Source organism: Streptomyces fulvoviolaceus, assembly GCF_000718165.1.
Classification (GTDB): domain Bacteria; phylum Actinomycetota; class Actinomycetes; order Streptomycetales; family Streptomycetaceae; genus Streptomyces; species Streptomyces fulvoviolaceus.
The window spans coordinates 1-15,100 of the sequence record NZ_JOEY01000069.1 but is presented as its reverse complement, the minus strand read 5'-3'; the positions used below and the strand labels follow the sequence as shown (position 1 = coordinate 15,100).

Here is a 15,100-nt window from a genome sequence, read left to right as displayed (position 1 = left end):
GCCCTGACCGCCGTACGCCACCGCACCCCGCCCACCCTGGACAGGACGGCGCCACCGCACGTGTCCGGACTCCACTTCACCACCCGGGCCGGGCTGCGCTACGACCACTTCACCGGCGCCAACATGCTGCGGCCGAACATCGAGGACCTGCTGAAGCACACGTACGAGGTTCAGGTCGGCAACGAGAAGGTCCTCGTCGGTCTGGACCTGGACAGTGCCGAGATCCTGGGCCCGCCGGTCGGCACGGTGATCAAGCAGCGGAGGTATGCCCAGCAGGACGAGGAGCCCAAGCACGAATCCGAGCGGGCCAAGGGCTGGAACGTCTCGTTCGGGCCCGAGCTGGGCGGGGAGGTCGGCCATGACACCCTGATCAACCGGACTCCGGTCACGGTCAAGAGCTGGGTGGACGGCGACAAGCGCTCGTCCGCGATGGGCGACACCGACGAACGCAACAAGGAAGGCCAACGGCCGTACCGTAACTACCGGTTCGACGTCTCAGTCGTCGTCAAGGGCCCCTACGGCACGGTCCGGATGAAGGTCCCGGGCGGCCTCTACGGCATGCTCCCGGTCGCCCCGGACACCGGGCGGCTCGCCGACGGCCTGGAAGGCAAGATCCTGGTGCGCAGCCTCCTCGCGCCCCCTTCCCTGGTACGACCCACGCGCGAGGACGGCTCCGGCCCGCTGTTCCCGCCGTCGTCCGAGCCGACGACGGCGGTCCCGGTGGTGACGACGACCCCGGTGGTCCCCACGGTGACGACGGAGGAGCCGGTCGTCGCCGACATCATCCCGGTGGTGAAGCGTGACGAGGCGACCCGGCGGATCTGGGACCAGGCGTACGCGGACTTCGCGAGCGAGACGCCCGACACCGACCCGGAAACCGTCCGGCGGGCCTGGGACGACGCGGTCGGTATGGTCATGCCGCCGCAGTCGCACCCCGTGCTCGCCGACTCCCGGTATGCCGACTCCCGGTATGCCGGGGAGGGGTTCCGCGATGCCGTACGAGACGTCGCGGAGCTGCTCGTGGCGAACGTCACGCGGGACTACGCCCAGGTACGCGCCGACCGGCTCCGACAGGACCTCGGCCTGCCGCCCCGGGAACCCGGCGACCCGTTCGAGACGACGGACACCACCCCGGACCCGTTCGCGCGGCAGTGGCCGATCGGCCACCGGCTGACCGTCGGGGGTCCGCGTCGCGGCGGCCAGACCGAGGTGCCCGCACGGGACGCGCCCGCGTCCCCGTCCACAGGCAAGGGCAAGCAGCGGGAGCGGTGGTTCACCTACCGGCGCGCGGGAGTCGACAGCCAGTACGAGGTCAGCAGCGGCGGAGAGATCGAGCTGCCCTCCGTCGACGGCACTCCGCCCCGGACCCTGTCACCGGACGGCTGGGTGCGGTACGGCGACGACTTCGTCCACGCGCCGACGCCCGACGCGCCGGACGGCGCCTTCCTGCGCGGGGACAGCGGCTGGCTCGGCACCTTCGCCGACCCGGACGGGCAGTGGTACCGGATGGCCGCGCTGGATCCCGCGCCCGTGCCGTACACGCTCGTGGTTGACCCGGCCGGGACGCACCTGTACCTGGTGCCGGACAAGACGGCCGGGGCGTCCGGGGCGGACAGCGACACTGCGGTCCGTATCCCGCTGGCGGACACGACCGGCGACGTACCGGTCGTGCTGTTCCCGGAAGCGGACCCGGACCGACCGCACGAGCAGCCGGCCGACGAGGTGACCGCACGCGCGGGGCAGGTGGACCCGCCCGCCCCGCCACCCGCGCCCCGCGTCCCCACGGCCTCCACTTCGGTGACCCCGGCGCCGGTGTCGGCGCCGGTGTCGTCGGAGTCAAGCGACACCGCCGTAGAGGAGGACGTGCCGTTGCCCGCGCCGCCGGCTCCGGGGCAGGGGTCTTCGCGTGTGCCGCGGGTGTTGCGTGGGGTGTTCGGGTCAGGGGTGGCGGACATCCCGGCCGACCACCCGGAGCGGTACGAGGTGATGCTGCGCGGGCTGGCGGCGCTGGAGCACGCGCGTGGGGACCGTAGGATCCACCGCGCCGAGGACATGGAGCGGATCGCGCGGCGGATTCTGCACCTGCGTGGTTCGGTGGAGATGACGCGTGCGCTGTATTTCGACGCGCTGTCGGTGGCGGCGGACGCGTACCAGGACGGGCGTGCGGACAGTCTGTTCGCGGTGGCGGCGTACCAGTTGGGCTGGGCGCTGGGCGACGCGAGTGCGATGGCCGGTTGGGACGGCACGTTCCTGGGGCGGAACTGGACCGGGCAAGCCCTGAACCTGCTGGTGGACTTCGTGGGGCGGTATGACCGGGGCGGTCTGGACTGGTCGCCGCCCCCCTGGCAGGGCTCGCCGTACGTGGTGGTGGTGGAACTCAGTGACGCGGGCCTGATCATGGTGCGCGACGGGGCCGGGAACCAGGTCGAGGTGCCCTACGAGGAACTGGCGGAACTGGTGGCGCACGACCCCTGGCGGCCGCCGGGCGCTCCGGTGGTGCTGCTGTTGGAGGATGCGGGCGCGGGCATGAGGATGTTGCCCAGCTTGGTGGCCGAACGGATCGGGGGGCGGGTCTGGTCCATGTACGGCAGCCTCCGGTTGCAGCCGATGGCCGACAACCCACCCTGGCGGCGCGTGGCGTTCGCGGAGTCGGATCCCCCGGGGGCGTACCCCGTGGGGGCGTGGATTCCCAGCAATCCGGGGCAGGTTCCGGCTGGGCCGCTGGGTGAGGTGAGGGCGTCGGACGGTACGACGTTCTCGGATGACGACGTGGAGATGTACACGTTGACCACGTCCGACGGGCAGCGGCTGACCGGGCTGGTCCTGATGAACGCCACCGAAATGGCTCTCCGCGAGGTCGATCTGCGGAATGTGTCGCAGATCCAGCACTACGCCGACCAGAGCGAGTACCTGCCGGGGATCTCCACCAGCAGGACGGGTCCCCTCCTGCCTCTGCCGAGGGGCCTGAACGAGGCGGTCGTCGTGCTGGCGCACGGCAGAGATGGGAGCGCGAGCCTGCCCCGGCGGAGCACGGGGGAGACCTACACGCTGTCGAACGATGAGATGGCCGCGTTCCTGGCGCGTCAGATCGCCCTGTTGTCCGTTCCGGCGCACTGGCCGGTGTGGGCGGTGTCATGTCAGCTGGGGAGGTGGCCGACGGGTGCCGACCCGCTGGAGCAGGTGCCGGGCGCGTCGGTCGTGGCGACCAGGAACGCGCGGACGGTATTCACCTCGGACGCGAACCAGGATGTGATCGGGGACACGAATCCGCCGTATCTGATCAAGTCGGATGATCCGGACGATCCGGTGTACCACTATCTGGAGTTCCCTCCGGAGCCGGGCCCGGACGCCTTGTCGGCGTGGGCGGACAACGCAGGGCTGCCGGGCAACCTGGCGGACCGGACGACGCGGGTACTGCGGTGGGTGCGGGCGATGCGGCAGCTCCACGGCGTCGACATCGACACCAATCCCGCGCTGAACCCGGAGTTCCAGCTGCTGCTCCAGGGCTTCGGGGCGCTGGAGCGGCAGGCGGTGGAGAGCCGTATGGGGCCGTTGACGTGGGCGGAGCTGGCACGGGTCGCGGCGGCCTTTGCCGCGCCGGCGGGCTGGGACACGAGCCTGAGCCCGGCTCTGCTGGGCCAGTTGCTGGCGGCGTACCGGGCCGCGGAACCGCAGCCGCACGCTGCTCCGCCGGCTCCGGGTTCGGGGGCTGCGGGTTCGGCGGCTGCGGTGTCCGAGGCTCCGGTGTCCGAGGGGGTGCCTCAGCCTGGTCCTGTGGCCGGGCGGCGGCTGCCGAGCGCGGTGGTGGCCGGTGAAGTGGCCGGGCCGGTACGGGAGTTCGAGGCGCGTCTGCTGGGGATGGGGCGGGAGGACCGGTTCCGGGCGGTGTCGCTGCTGTCGCCCGAGAAGCGGCGGAACCTGGTGTCGGATCCGGTGTCGGTGGACGGGCTGCGGCGGGGGCTGTCCGCGGAGGAGTTCGCCGAGACGGCGGCTCAGTTGATGGTCGTCGTACAGGACGGTTCCGGTGAGCCGATGCCGGATCAGCCGGTGTCGGCGAGGGAGGCGGCGCGGGCGCGGGTCGCGCGGCTGCTGGTGAATCCGGGGGTGGCCGCCTCGCTGCTGAAGAGCGGTATGCGGGTCGTGGTGGTGCCCCGGGACGTGGCGATGACCGCTCTGAGCGCGTTCCGGCATCTCACGGGGAAGCAGATCGCCAAGGGGGACACGCGTACCTGGGACACCCAGCGGGGCAGCAGCGGTAGGCGTGCCATCACGGTGCCGGAGGAGAACCTCCTCGGCGAGGACACGAGTGTGCCGGACGCGCACGCTTACGAGGACGGCTACTCCACGACCGATCACGAGGTCGCGCACGCGATCCACCTGCACGTGCTCGACGATGCCGACCGGAAGGTCATCAGGGATTCCTACCTGGCCAAGCGGAACCCGCCGCCGGGCGTCGATCCGCTTGATGTGGAGTGGCCGGACGGGATACGGCGGAACCTGGCCGGCAAGGCGACCGACAACTATTCCTCGATGAACGAGTCCGAGTATTTCGCGCAGGCGGTGAACGCGTACCTGGGGTCGAACGCCGGGACGGACGAGTACACCGGCCGGCCGCGGAACAACGGGGCGGCCTGGGTACGGCAGCACGAGCCGGCCCTGCTGCCCATTCTGGAGCGGCTGTTCGGCACGGATCCGCAGGACCCGGGTCCTGCGAACCCGGTGGAACGCACGCGGGCGGAGCACGAATTCTGGGAGGGTTTCCGCGCGTTCTGGGACGAGGTGGAGGGGGTGTACCGGCCACAGCCGCACGCCCTGGCCCCGGTGGGCCCGATCGCACCAGTGGGCCCGGTCGCACCGGAGACCCAGCACACCGCCACCGCCACCGCCCCGGCACCCGGCGGCGAGCGGCCGGACACGAGCCCCGACACCAGCGACACCGACACGTCCGTCGACATGTCCATCGACACGTCCACCGACCTGTCCCGTGACCTGTCCGGCGACCTGTCCGGCGACCTGTCCGGCGAGGAGGACGTTCCGTTGCCCGCGCCGCCCGCCCCGGCCCCGGCTCCGACCTCGCCCGCACCCACGCTCTCGGTGACCGCCGCCGTACCGGTGCCGGCGCCGGCCCGTCCCCACGTCGACTTCCTCAACATGGGCAAGGACCTCGACGGGGAGCAGCTCCCGAAGATCGACGCTCTGGCGAAGGCGATCGTGGCCGACGGGCTGCGCGACCTCGCCGCCGGGCTCGGCGCCCCCCAGGCCACCGTCACCGGCTACGGCAACGGTCCCCGGTTCGCCATCGGTTCCGGCGCCGTCCGACAGGCGCGGGAGACCGGTCTGCACCGGGCGGAGGCCGTGGTGCACGCGCTGCGCGCCGCGATAGGCAGGGAACTGGCCGCGTCGGGACCGGCGTTGGCCGCGGCGCGGGCACGCCGGGGCAGGGAGATCGACGTGGACGACTTCCCGGTCGTCGCGCTCAGCGGGGGCCGCGCCGTCCCGGTGGGCGGCCCCGCGGCCGGGCGGACCGAGCGGCGCCGGGCAGTGATCGATGTCGAGCGGTCGCCGCTGTCGGGCGCGGTCGACACACTGGAGCGGCTCTTCCCGAAGCTGGATCTCGTCGGTCCCCAGCCCTCCTCCCAGAGTCTCGAACAGATCGCGGACCTGGTGCTGCTCCGCCCCCACTTCGCCCCGGCCGCCGTCCAGAACCCCGCACCTCCGAGCCCTCCGGGCGGCACCCCCGCCACCGCGGTCTCCTTCACCACCGACGCCGTACCCGACAACCTGCGCGCTCTGTACGACCTGGTGGCCGCCGCGACGGCGGCCGGGCAGGCCGCCAGCCCGGCCGCCCTGACCGCCTTCCACCTGAGTAGGCAGGGCCTGTTCGCGGACGACACCCTGCTGACCGCGCCGGACGGCACTGCCCGGGGACGGCAGTGGACGGACCAGGCGGGTCGGGAGGTCGACACCGCCCTGTTCCACGTGGTGTCGCTCAGGAGTTCCAGCAGCACGTCCAAGCCCGCGCCTTGGGCGGGGGGCCCCGGCACACCCGACCCGTGGGTGGTCGCCACCGCGGGCGGCGACGACACGAAGGCCGAGCCGGCGCTGCCCGACGGCAGGCGCTGGCAGGTCTCCCCGGAGGTGCTCGCCGAACTCCTCGCCATCGACCCCGTCCTGAGGCGTGCCGCTCCCGCCGTGAACGTCGTCCTGGTCTCGCCGAAGGCCGCCGACATGGACGGGGCGCTGCCCGGCCTGGGCGCCTTCCGTGCCCGGCGGACGGTGTGGGCACACACCGGTACGCCGGTGCTGGGCAAGGATCCGGCGACCTCCCGTCGGCGCGTCAACGTGCTGGACGACCGTGACACCGACGTGTCGTTGGGCACCTGGGTCCGGAGCGAGCCGGACGACTGGGCCAACGCCGGCCGGACGCGAACGCCGGTGGAACTGCTCCTGACCGACGGGACCACGGTCCGCTCCGACCGGATCAGGAGCGTCACCATCCCCTTCGACGGGCGTTCGACCGGCCGGATAGCGATGGGCCCGGCCGACCAGTTCCTCCGTGAAGGCGCTTTCGCGGGCCCGGAGGGGTTCACCGAATGGCACGCCGTCGACCCGGTCACCAACAAGTCGGTCGGCGCCGCGCGTCCGGTGCCGTGGAAGGGAAGGCGGCCCTACTTCCTGTGGGCGCACATGAGGCCGGGGAGGACCGGCGTGGTCGACACCGGCTCCCGGCTCCGGCGTCTGACGGGCCCGTCGACCGGTCGTTATCTCCGCACTCGGCCCAGCCTGGAAAGACTCGGCCAGGATGTGCCGATCGTGCTGATCGGGTGCTGGGCGGACGCCCTCGCCAGTGAGGAACCGGTCACCGGCGACAGCCCCACCGCCTTCGTCGCCGATCCCCTCGCGGTCACGTCCGTCGCCGAGGACGTCGCCGACGACAACCAACGCACCGTCTTCTCCCCCACCCGGACGCACGTCTACAACAACAAGGGCGGCAACTGGCGGCACGGGGTGTACACGTCCGCCCTCGGAGACCTGGCCGACTGGACGGAATCCCGGCCGAGGCCCGACGAGAACGACCTGGACGCTCTCGCCCGGGTCGCCGGCCTCGACAGCCTGGGGATCGACGCGCAGGAGCGGCGGGACACCGTACTGCGGCTGGTACGCGCGGTGCGTCGGACCTTCGGTGTCCGGGCGGAGGACGACCGGAACGCCCATCGGGCGCTGCTGAGCGGCCTGGGCGCCCTGGAGATCCTGCGGCGGCGGGACCCGGACCACGCGGGCAGCGGTGCGTTCACCCTCGATCTGCTGGAGCGGGTCACCTGGGCGCACACCGGACAGCGGCCCGCGGCCGGTTCCCCCCTGCCCCCCTCCCCGGACCCCGACGCCGTGCGCGCCACGCTCCAGGCCGCGCGTGCCGCCGTGGACGCCGACGGCACGGCGGACCTGTCCGCGTTCGTCTCCCTGCCCGCCGTGGACCGGGCGCGGGAGCTGCTGGCCACGATCGACCTCGACGTGCGCGCCCGTCAGGTGCTGGGCATTCCGCCTGGCCGGAGCGTTACTCCGGCTGATCGCCAGTGGCTGCTGTGGGCCACCGTCCGGGCCGTCGAGGCCGTGGACAACCATCCTGACGCGGAGACCCTCACCCGCCAGGCGCTGCACCTGCCGACGGGCGAGGACCCCCGTCATCCGGCGCATCAGGAGGCCTTGCTGTGGACGGCGGCCGGTGCGGCGGGGGTGGGCCGGGACGTCCACAGCGCGACCGCGCTCGCCGCCTACGACCTGCAACTCCACGGTGCCTTCGACGACAGCACCCTCGTCGTCTCCACGAGCGGCAAACACGTGGGACGGAACTGGTCGCCGCACACGTACCCCGGTCGGTTCGACATCGAGCGGTACTTCGTGGCCGATCCGATCGGTACCGGCCCGCTGCCCGTCCATCCGACGCCGTGGACCAAGGGACCCGATCGCGGCAACCCGTACGTCCTGGTCCTGGGCCCGGGTGCCGCACCGGACCAGCTCACCATGCCGTGGCCAGGCAGGACGACGCGGCCGGTCCCCTACGCGGAGATCGCCGAACTGGTCCGCCACGATCCGCTGATGCGGGGGATGGCCGTCGTCAGCGCTGTGCGCATCATCCCCCTGGGTCTCGGAGCGGTCCCCCGGGAACTCAGCAGGACCCTGGCGAGCCGGACCGGCGCCGGCCGTCAGCTGATCGCGCCCCGACGCCCGCTCGATCTCCGGCACGACCGGTCGACGAACACGACCCTCCTGGAGATGACCACGCTGTCGCCCGACAGGGGCTCGGACTGGACCTACGCCCGCCCCAAGCTGCTCGCGCCGCCGCCCGCGCCCGCGCCCAGGCCGTCGCCGCAGCCGGTCACGGTCCCGGTCATCACGTCCACCGACACCTCCGACCCGCGGCAGCCGGACGCCACAGAACCGACAGAGCCGATTGAACCCACAGAGTTGACGTTGCGTCAGACGGCGGGCGGGGGCGACTGGTTGGCGGGAGCACTCGCGGACGCGCTGAAGGCCGGCACGCCCGCCGGCCCGCACCACCCGTCGGCACTGGCCGCGTCGCTCTCGTCCCCGGACCCCGCCGACGCGCTGCACCGCTGGGTCGAGGACCGGCTCGGTGAACCGGGCGCGGAGCGGCACGTCCCGCACCTCGGCGCGGACGACTGGGCCGGTACGCGCAAGGTGCTGACCATCGGCGAACTCGGCGCCCTCGGCGTGGAACTGACCGGGGATCAACTCGCCTACGCCACACTGGCCGGCGGCCTGCCACCCGGTGAGGTCCCCCTCTCGCTCACCCAGCGATACCGGCTGCTGCGGCGATGGGCCGACCGCGCCGCCACCGTCACGGAGATCGCCGCCACCCTGGCCGCGACCGGTCTCGGCATCCGCCTCACGATCGTCGAACCCGACGGCACCGTACGGCACTTCGACCCTGCCCCGGCCGACGAACCCGCGGCGGTACGACGATGATCCCCGGCCCGCCTTCCCACCACCTGGACGACCTCATGCTGCCCCGACCCACGCCCGCGTCACCTGACGCCGGCTCCGGCACGGCCTCCCGGGACACCCCGCCGCCACCGCCACCGCCGCCCCCGCCACCCGAGCCGCCCGAGGAGATCGTGAAGGCCGCCCGGCTCGCCCCGGACCACTGGATCAGCGCGATCGATCCGGGCTGGCACGGTGAGGGCGTGCCGCCGGACTTCGCCGTGGTCGGCCGGTGGCGTTCCGGAGCCGGCGGGGAGATCGAGGGGTGGGAGGACAACGACGCCTACCGCCCCTCCCCGGAGACCCTCGGCTGGCCGGAGCCCACGGACGCCGTCGACGCCGCCCTCCAACTCGCCGTCACCGGCTACGGACCGCCCGAGGACGTGGCCGACGCCCTGGCCGACGCGGAGGTCGCGGTGCTCACGCTGCCCGACGGATCGCCGGTGACCGCCACGGCGACGGACGGCACGCCGGTGGTCCCCGTCTTCACCTCCGCCGCCCACCTCGACCTCTTCGGCGGCTTCGCCTCCGCGCGCCGGACCACGGCCGACCTGTTCCCGCAACTGCCGCCCGGACACCGGCTGTACGTCAACCCGTCCAGCCCCGCGGGCGCGGTACTGGAGGTACGGGAGCCCGGGACGCCGGGGGAGGGCGGGTGAGCCGGTGTCGCCAGGCGTTTACCGACCCGAGGTGCGGAAGCAACCAGGAGTGGTCCAGAGTTAGTTGAGTAACAACCTGAGGTTTGAGGGGAGCGTACGGGTGCGCGATGTGAGTACGCCACGGGAGGAGTCCGGATGAGCCGCTGGAACGGCCGCCGGGCCCGACGCGGTGCCGTCGCGTCGTCGCGCACCGAACGGAACGAGGAGCGAGAGCGCGAACGGGAACGCGAACGGGAACGGGAGCGGCCCGGGGTACTGGTCGAGGACTACGACGGACTGCTCCTGCTCCGCTCACCCACGGACGAGACGCTGCTCTCGGCCGACGTCGCCGACCTCGCCCGCGTGCTGCGCGCGGAGGACGGCGGCACCGTCACGATCGTCGCGGTCGCCGAGGGCGACGCGTCGGCGCTCTGGTCCCGGCTGAGCGAGTTGCTCGACTCCCTGCGGGAATCCGGCACCCGGTCCGTACGGCTGGTGATGTCCGACGCCGGACGCGACCGCCCGGACCGGCCCGCGCCGGCCCGCCGGATCGCCGACGCATGGGACCTCACGGTCGAGGCACCCGACGGACCGGTCCTCGTGGTGCCGGGCGGCTCGGTGTTCGTGCCGCCCGGGGACGGCGGCTGGTGGCGGTTCGCCCCCGGGCAGGAGCCCGAGGTGCTCGGGCCGCGCGCCCCCGCCCCCGACTGGCAGGCGGCGGTACGCCGGGCGCCCGTCCGTACGGCGGACGGCTGTGTGGTGGACCAGATACCGGCGGGCCTCCTGATCCGTCCGGCCGAGGCGGCCCCGCCCCGGCCCGGCGATCTGTTCCACGCCATACCGGTCGACCCCAGGCGTCCCGCCGTGGTCGTCGGCGTGCCGTGGGGCGAGGACGTGGTCGCGACCGACGTCGCCGAACTCCTCGGCGCCCTGCCGGCCGCCGTCCGCCCCGGCGTCCGGCTCGCCCCCGGCGGACGACGGGACCTGCTGCCGCTGGGCCAGTCCGTCGCCGATCTGCTGAACGCCGAGGTCGAGGTCACCACCGGGCTCCCGCTCTTCGCCGCCGCCGGCCGGCTGGGCACGTACGGGATACGGTCCGTGCTGGCCGGCCCGGACGGCGATCCGCGCTGGCTGCCCTTCGTGGACGCGGTGATGTGCCTGCCCCCGAGGCTGCCCGAGCAGGGTCTGGAGCCGGACAACTCTTCCCTCTCTTCCGCTCCCGCCCCTGCTCCCCGGCTGCTGCGCTGGTCCTCGCCGGTGCCGGACCTCGGCGGTTCGGACGACGGTGTGATCCTCCTGTCCGACGACTGGCAGGCCACGATCACCAGGGCCGGACTGTGGGTGGCCCCCCGTGACGGCACTCCGCCGCCGATGAGCGTGCGCCCCGTGAGCGTCGAGGGCCCGATCGTCGAGGTCGGCCGTACCGGCGACCGCGTCGACGCCACCCTCTGGCCCGTCCTTTCCCGCCTCCTCGGCCGCCTCTCCCCGGACCTGCGCGCCCGCACCACTCTCCACGTGCACGCCACCCCGTCCGACGGCGGCCACGCCCTGCGCGCCCTGGCGGCCGACCACGCCCTCCGCGTCGTCCGCTTCGCGCCGCCCGCACGGACGCCGCGTGCGTTGCCTCGAGGCGGTGCGGTGGGCGGTGCGGCCACCGTGGCCGTACCGCGCCCGATGGCGGTGACCGGTGCCGCCGGAGAGACCGCGGCGGCCGTTTCCGCGCCGCCGGCGGGGACCACTTCGACTGCTCTGGCCAGTCTCCCCGCCCCACCGGCACCCCGTCGGGGGCGGCTCACGGCACACGGCGAAGCCGGGCCCGCCCCGGCGGCCCCGGGCCGCCCGGCCACCGTGTCCGGGCGCTCCCCGGCCGGAGGACCAGGATCGTCGGGCCCACCGTCGTCACCTGACGAGCCCCCCGCCGAAACACCCACCACCCCCACCACCGGCCTACCCGCCGGACCGCGCCCCGGCCTGACCACCGAGACGCCCACCGGCCTGGCCTCCGGGCCGACCGCCCAGTCGACCACCGACCCCACCACCGGCCTGACCGCCGGACCGCCCCCCGGTCTGGTCTCCGGGCCGACCCCCGGGCCGTCCACCGAGCCCACCACCGGCCTGGTCTCCGGGCCGACCGCCCAGCCGGTCTCCCAGTCGGTCTCCCAGGTGGCGGCTGCTGAGGCGGCAGCATCCGAGGGAACGGTTTCCGAGGCGGCATCCGGACCGGTCTCCGCGCCGGAGGCGTCCCGTCCCGAGCCGGTCGCCACCGGCGTCTCTGCCGCTCCTGTCGCTACCGCCGTCCCCGTCACACCCGCCCGCCCGGTGCCGACCGCCGGGGGCTCGGCGCCGCAGCCGTCGTCCCCGGTGGGCGATGAGACCTCGCGGAAGCGGGACGACGGTCCTGCCGACCCCGACCCCGACCCCGACCACGTCCCCGCCCCCGCCCCTGCGGCCCGGCCCGCGGCACAAGTACCGGGCGAGTCCGGCGGCGGTCGGCCACTGCCCGTCGTACTGGTGTCGCCCCGGCACCGCAGCACGACCCCGGAGCGGGACTCCTTCCGGAAGCTCGCCGAGCCGTTGTGGGAGCGGCACAGCGCGGCGGTGAACCGGGCGCTGGCGGGAATGCCCGCGCTGCGGGGCGAGGAACAGGAAGCGGCGAGGATCGATCTGATCGCGTTGCGGATGTATCTCCGGAACAGTGAAGCCCCGCTGGACCACGAGGAGTTGACGACGTCGCTACGGGCGGGCGAGCAGCGTCTCGTGCCGTACGCCGGATGCCTGGCATCCGGGCTCGGGAGGCTGCCGTCGTATCGCGGAGCCGTCCTGCGTGGCCCGGGCGGCTCCGGCGGCCACAGCGGGCTGAGGCCAGGGGCGGTGCTGCGGGATCCGGCGCCGTTGAGCGGGCTGCCGATCGACCCGGCCGGGAAGGCCCGGGTCGCGGGCGTGGGCTTCGCGATCTGGTCGATCACCGGCCGCCGGGTACGGCAGATGCTGGACGGCGACGACGAGGTCGTGTTCGCCCCGGGCACCACCTTCAAGGTGCTCGACGTGCGTACCGACGGCGCGGTCCCCCTGGTGCTGCTGCGCCAACTGCCCGACACACAAACGGCGTCCACCATCCTCGACGATGCCGACGAGACCGCGCTCGTGCGGCTGGACCACGTCCTGACGGACCGTATGGCGCCCGGCGCGGGCGACTGGCCGGACCGCTGCGCAGGATCCGTCGGCGACCACTGATACCGCACCGCCCGCCCGCGGGACCGCCCACCCCACGTACCCCGCCCGTCATCAAGGAGCAGTGTTCATGCCACGTCAGCACGAACCCCCGGCCAACGGGACGGCATCGTCCGTCTCCGTCCGCCGAGCGGTGGCCGTGCCCGCGCCGGACGAAGGCCCCGGCGCCCAACTCGGCCCGCGTACCCCCGACTCCGCCGCCCCGGTACCGATACCGTCGTCCCCCGAGCCGGCCCCCAGACGTCTTCGGGGGTGGCGTGCCCGGTCCGCCGCGGAGCAGCAGGAACCGGTATCCGCCGAGCAACAACAGGCACAGGAGCCACAACAGGCGGGACAGCAGCAGGAGTCGGCGTCCGCCGAGCCGGAACGCGAGGAGAGCCTCGGCGTGTTCCTGGCCGGGAACGACGGCGGAGCGAACGGTGCGGACGGGGCCGACCCGGCCGAGACGCCGCCGGGGCGGCCACGCGGACCCATGCTGGCCGCGGCCGGCATCACGGGAGCGCTGCTGATCGCCGTACCGTTCCTGATTCTCGGCCTGAGCGACGACGACGAGGGCACGGTCTCCACGGCACCCATCGGCGGTACGACGCTCGACGCCGGAACGTCCGGCGACGACCCGGCCGCCGACTATGTGGCCGAGTCCCCCGCGCCCTCTGCGTCGCCGACCGGCTCCCCGTCCCCGTCCAAGTCCAAGTCCGTTTCGTCGGGGTCCGGGGTGGCGGGCGTCGAGGTGAGGGCCACGCCCCAGCCGGTGGTCACCAAGGAGACGGCCGCCCCGAAGGCGAAGGTGACGAAGGCCGCGTCGCTCACCCCCCGGCAAATGGCCAACGCCCTCTCCAACCGGGCCAACGTGCTGCTGAAGAACATCGCGACCAACAGGTGCGCCGATCTCCCCGGCTCCGGGAAGGGAAAGTCGGGCGGCTCGGTGAACCAGCACCTCAGCTGCTCCTCCACGGACAACCAGCTCTGGGACCTGAAGGTGACGTACCCGGACAGCGGGCCTGGGGGATCGAGCCTGTTCGTCATCAAGAACCGTACGGACGGGCTGTGCATGGACCTGCCGTACTACACCAACGTCAAACCTGAAACGCAGACCACCGAGCACGCCTGCGACGGCTCGAACTCGGACAACCAGCTCTACTGGCTGGACCCGCGGCCGGAGGGCTACTGGATCCGCAACGCCGCGAGCAACATGTGCATCGGCGTGAACGGCGGCAGCTCCGCCACGGACAACGCCTACCTCAAGGTGGTGAAGTGCGGCGACACGAGCGTGAGCGCACAGCGCTGGATCGTCTCCCAGGTCGTCAAGCCCTGAGCCGGATCCCCTGAACGGAGACGCAGCCGGCCACGGTGAACAGTGGCCGGCTGCGCTGGACTCAGGATCCCGTCGCCGTCGTCGAGCAGGTCCGCGGTCCAGGCCGCCGTCCGCTCCAGCACCGCTTCTTCGTCCCGCACCACGCGGGACAGCAGATGGCGCGGGCGGTGCGGGGCCCGCTCACCGATCGCTTCGGCCAGGCTCCAGCAGTTGACGTCCTACAGCTCCATCAGCGTCGTGGCCTGTGTCGTCCACCGTGGCCGGAGCGGCCGTCTCGTTCTGATGTCGCGTCACACCACGCCGTGATCGGGGTGGCCGTCCTCGTGCCCACACCGCCCCCGTCAAGCAGCTGACCAGCCACGATGAGCACAGGCAGGGTTGTCTACCGCTGCCGTAACTGTGGGGTGCGGGTCTGTGCGATTTCTGAATCCCTCATGTCACCTGGCTCGGCAGGGGTGGCGGCCGTGGTGGGTACCATTGAGCATGCGAGTTGGTTCCGGACATGGTGCGGGAGTTGTTCCAGCAGGTCATGCGGGAGGCGCCGACCCGGCCGCAGGTGAGGACCGACGACGGCACGGCGACCGTGAGGTGCTGGCGGCGATCGTGTTTGTTGCGACGTCCGGGTGACACCTACCACCGCCTTGAGGCCAGCCCTATCTGCCGTCACTCCCCGCTACCGCCGGGTTCAACGAACTACCGGTAGACGCTGCCCATCGGCTCGGTCGGTCCGACTGGCGGCGCCGCCGCCAGGCCCGATCCCGGGTCCGATCGCTGTCTGCGCCGGGCCGTTCAAGCATGGATCACGAGGTGCGGATCCGTTCAGCTGAAGGGAACGGCGTCCGCCGCGTCGGTGTGCCAGTTGGTGACGATCGGGTCCTCGACAGTGATGGTGCCGACCGGCAGGGAAACCGGG

General features: G+C 73.0%; 4 protein-coding genes and 1 pseudogene. All 5 read left to right on the top strand.

What is annotated here, in order from left to right; translation table 11 throughout:
* Window positions 1–123: 123 nt before the first annotated feature.
* The gene (locus tag IG08_RS62645; protein WP_338060189.1) at window positions 124–8,988 is read left to right on the top strand and encodes a lonely Cys domain-containing protein; all 8,865 of its coding nucleotides are present in this window, start codon (window positions 124–126) and stop codon (window positions 8,986–8,988) included.
* Window positions 8,989–9,023: 35 nt separating this feature from the next.
* Window positions 9,024–9,662, top strand: coding sequence for a type VII secretion system-associated protein (locus tag IG08_RS0146815; protein WP_234343153.1), 639 nt, complete (start codon window positions 9,024–9,026; stop codon window positions 9,660–9,662).
* Window positions 9,663–9,797: 135 nt separating this feature from the next.
* Window positions 9,798–12,875: a hypothetical protein gene (locus IG08_RS0146810; RefSeq protein WP_030618796.1), complete on the top strand. Its 3,078-nt coding sequence runs from the start codon at window positions 9,798–9,800 to the stop codon at window positions 12,873–12,875.
* 67 nt (window positions 12,876–12,942) lie between these two features.
* On the top strand, window positions 12,943–14,187 hold the full coding sequence (locus tag IG08_RS0146805) for an RICIN domain-containing protein (protein WP_052425195.1): 1,245 nt from the start codon (window positions 12,943–12,945) through the stop codon (window positions 14,185–14,187).
* A 502-nt stretch (window positions 14,188–14,689) separates the two neighbouring features.
* Window positions 14,690–14,811: pseudogene (locus tag IG08_RS60915) on the top strand (IS5/IS1182 family transposase); the annotation flags it as partial.
* Between the last annotated feature and the right edge of the window lie 289 nt (window positions 14,812–15,100).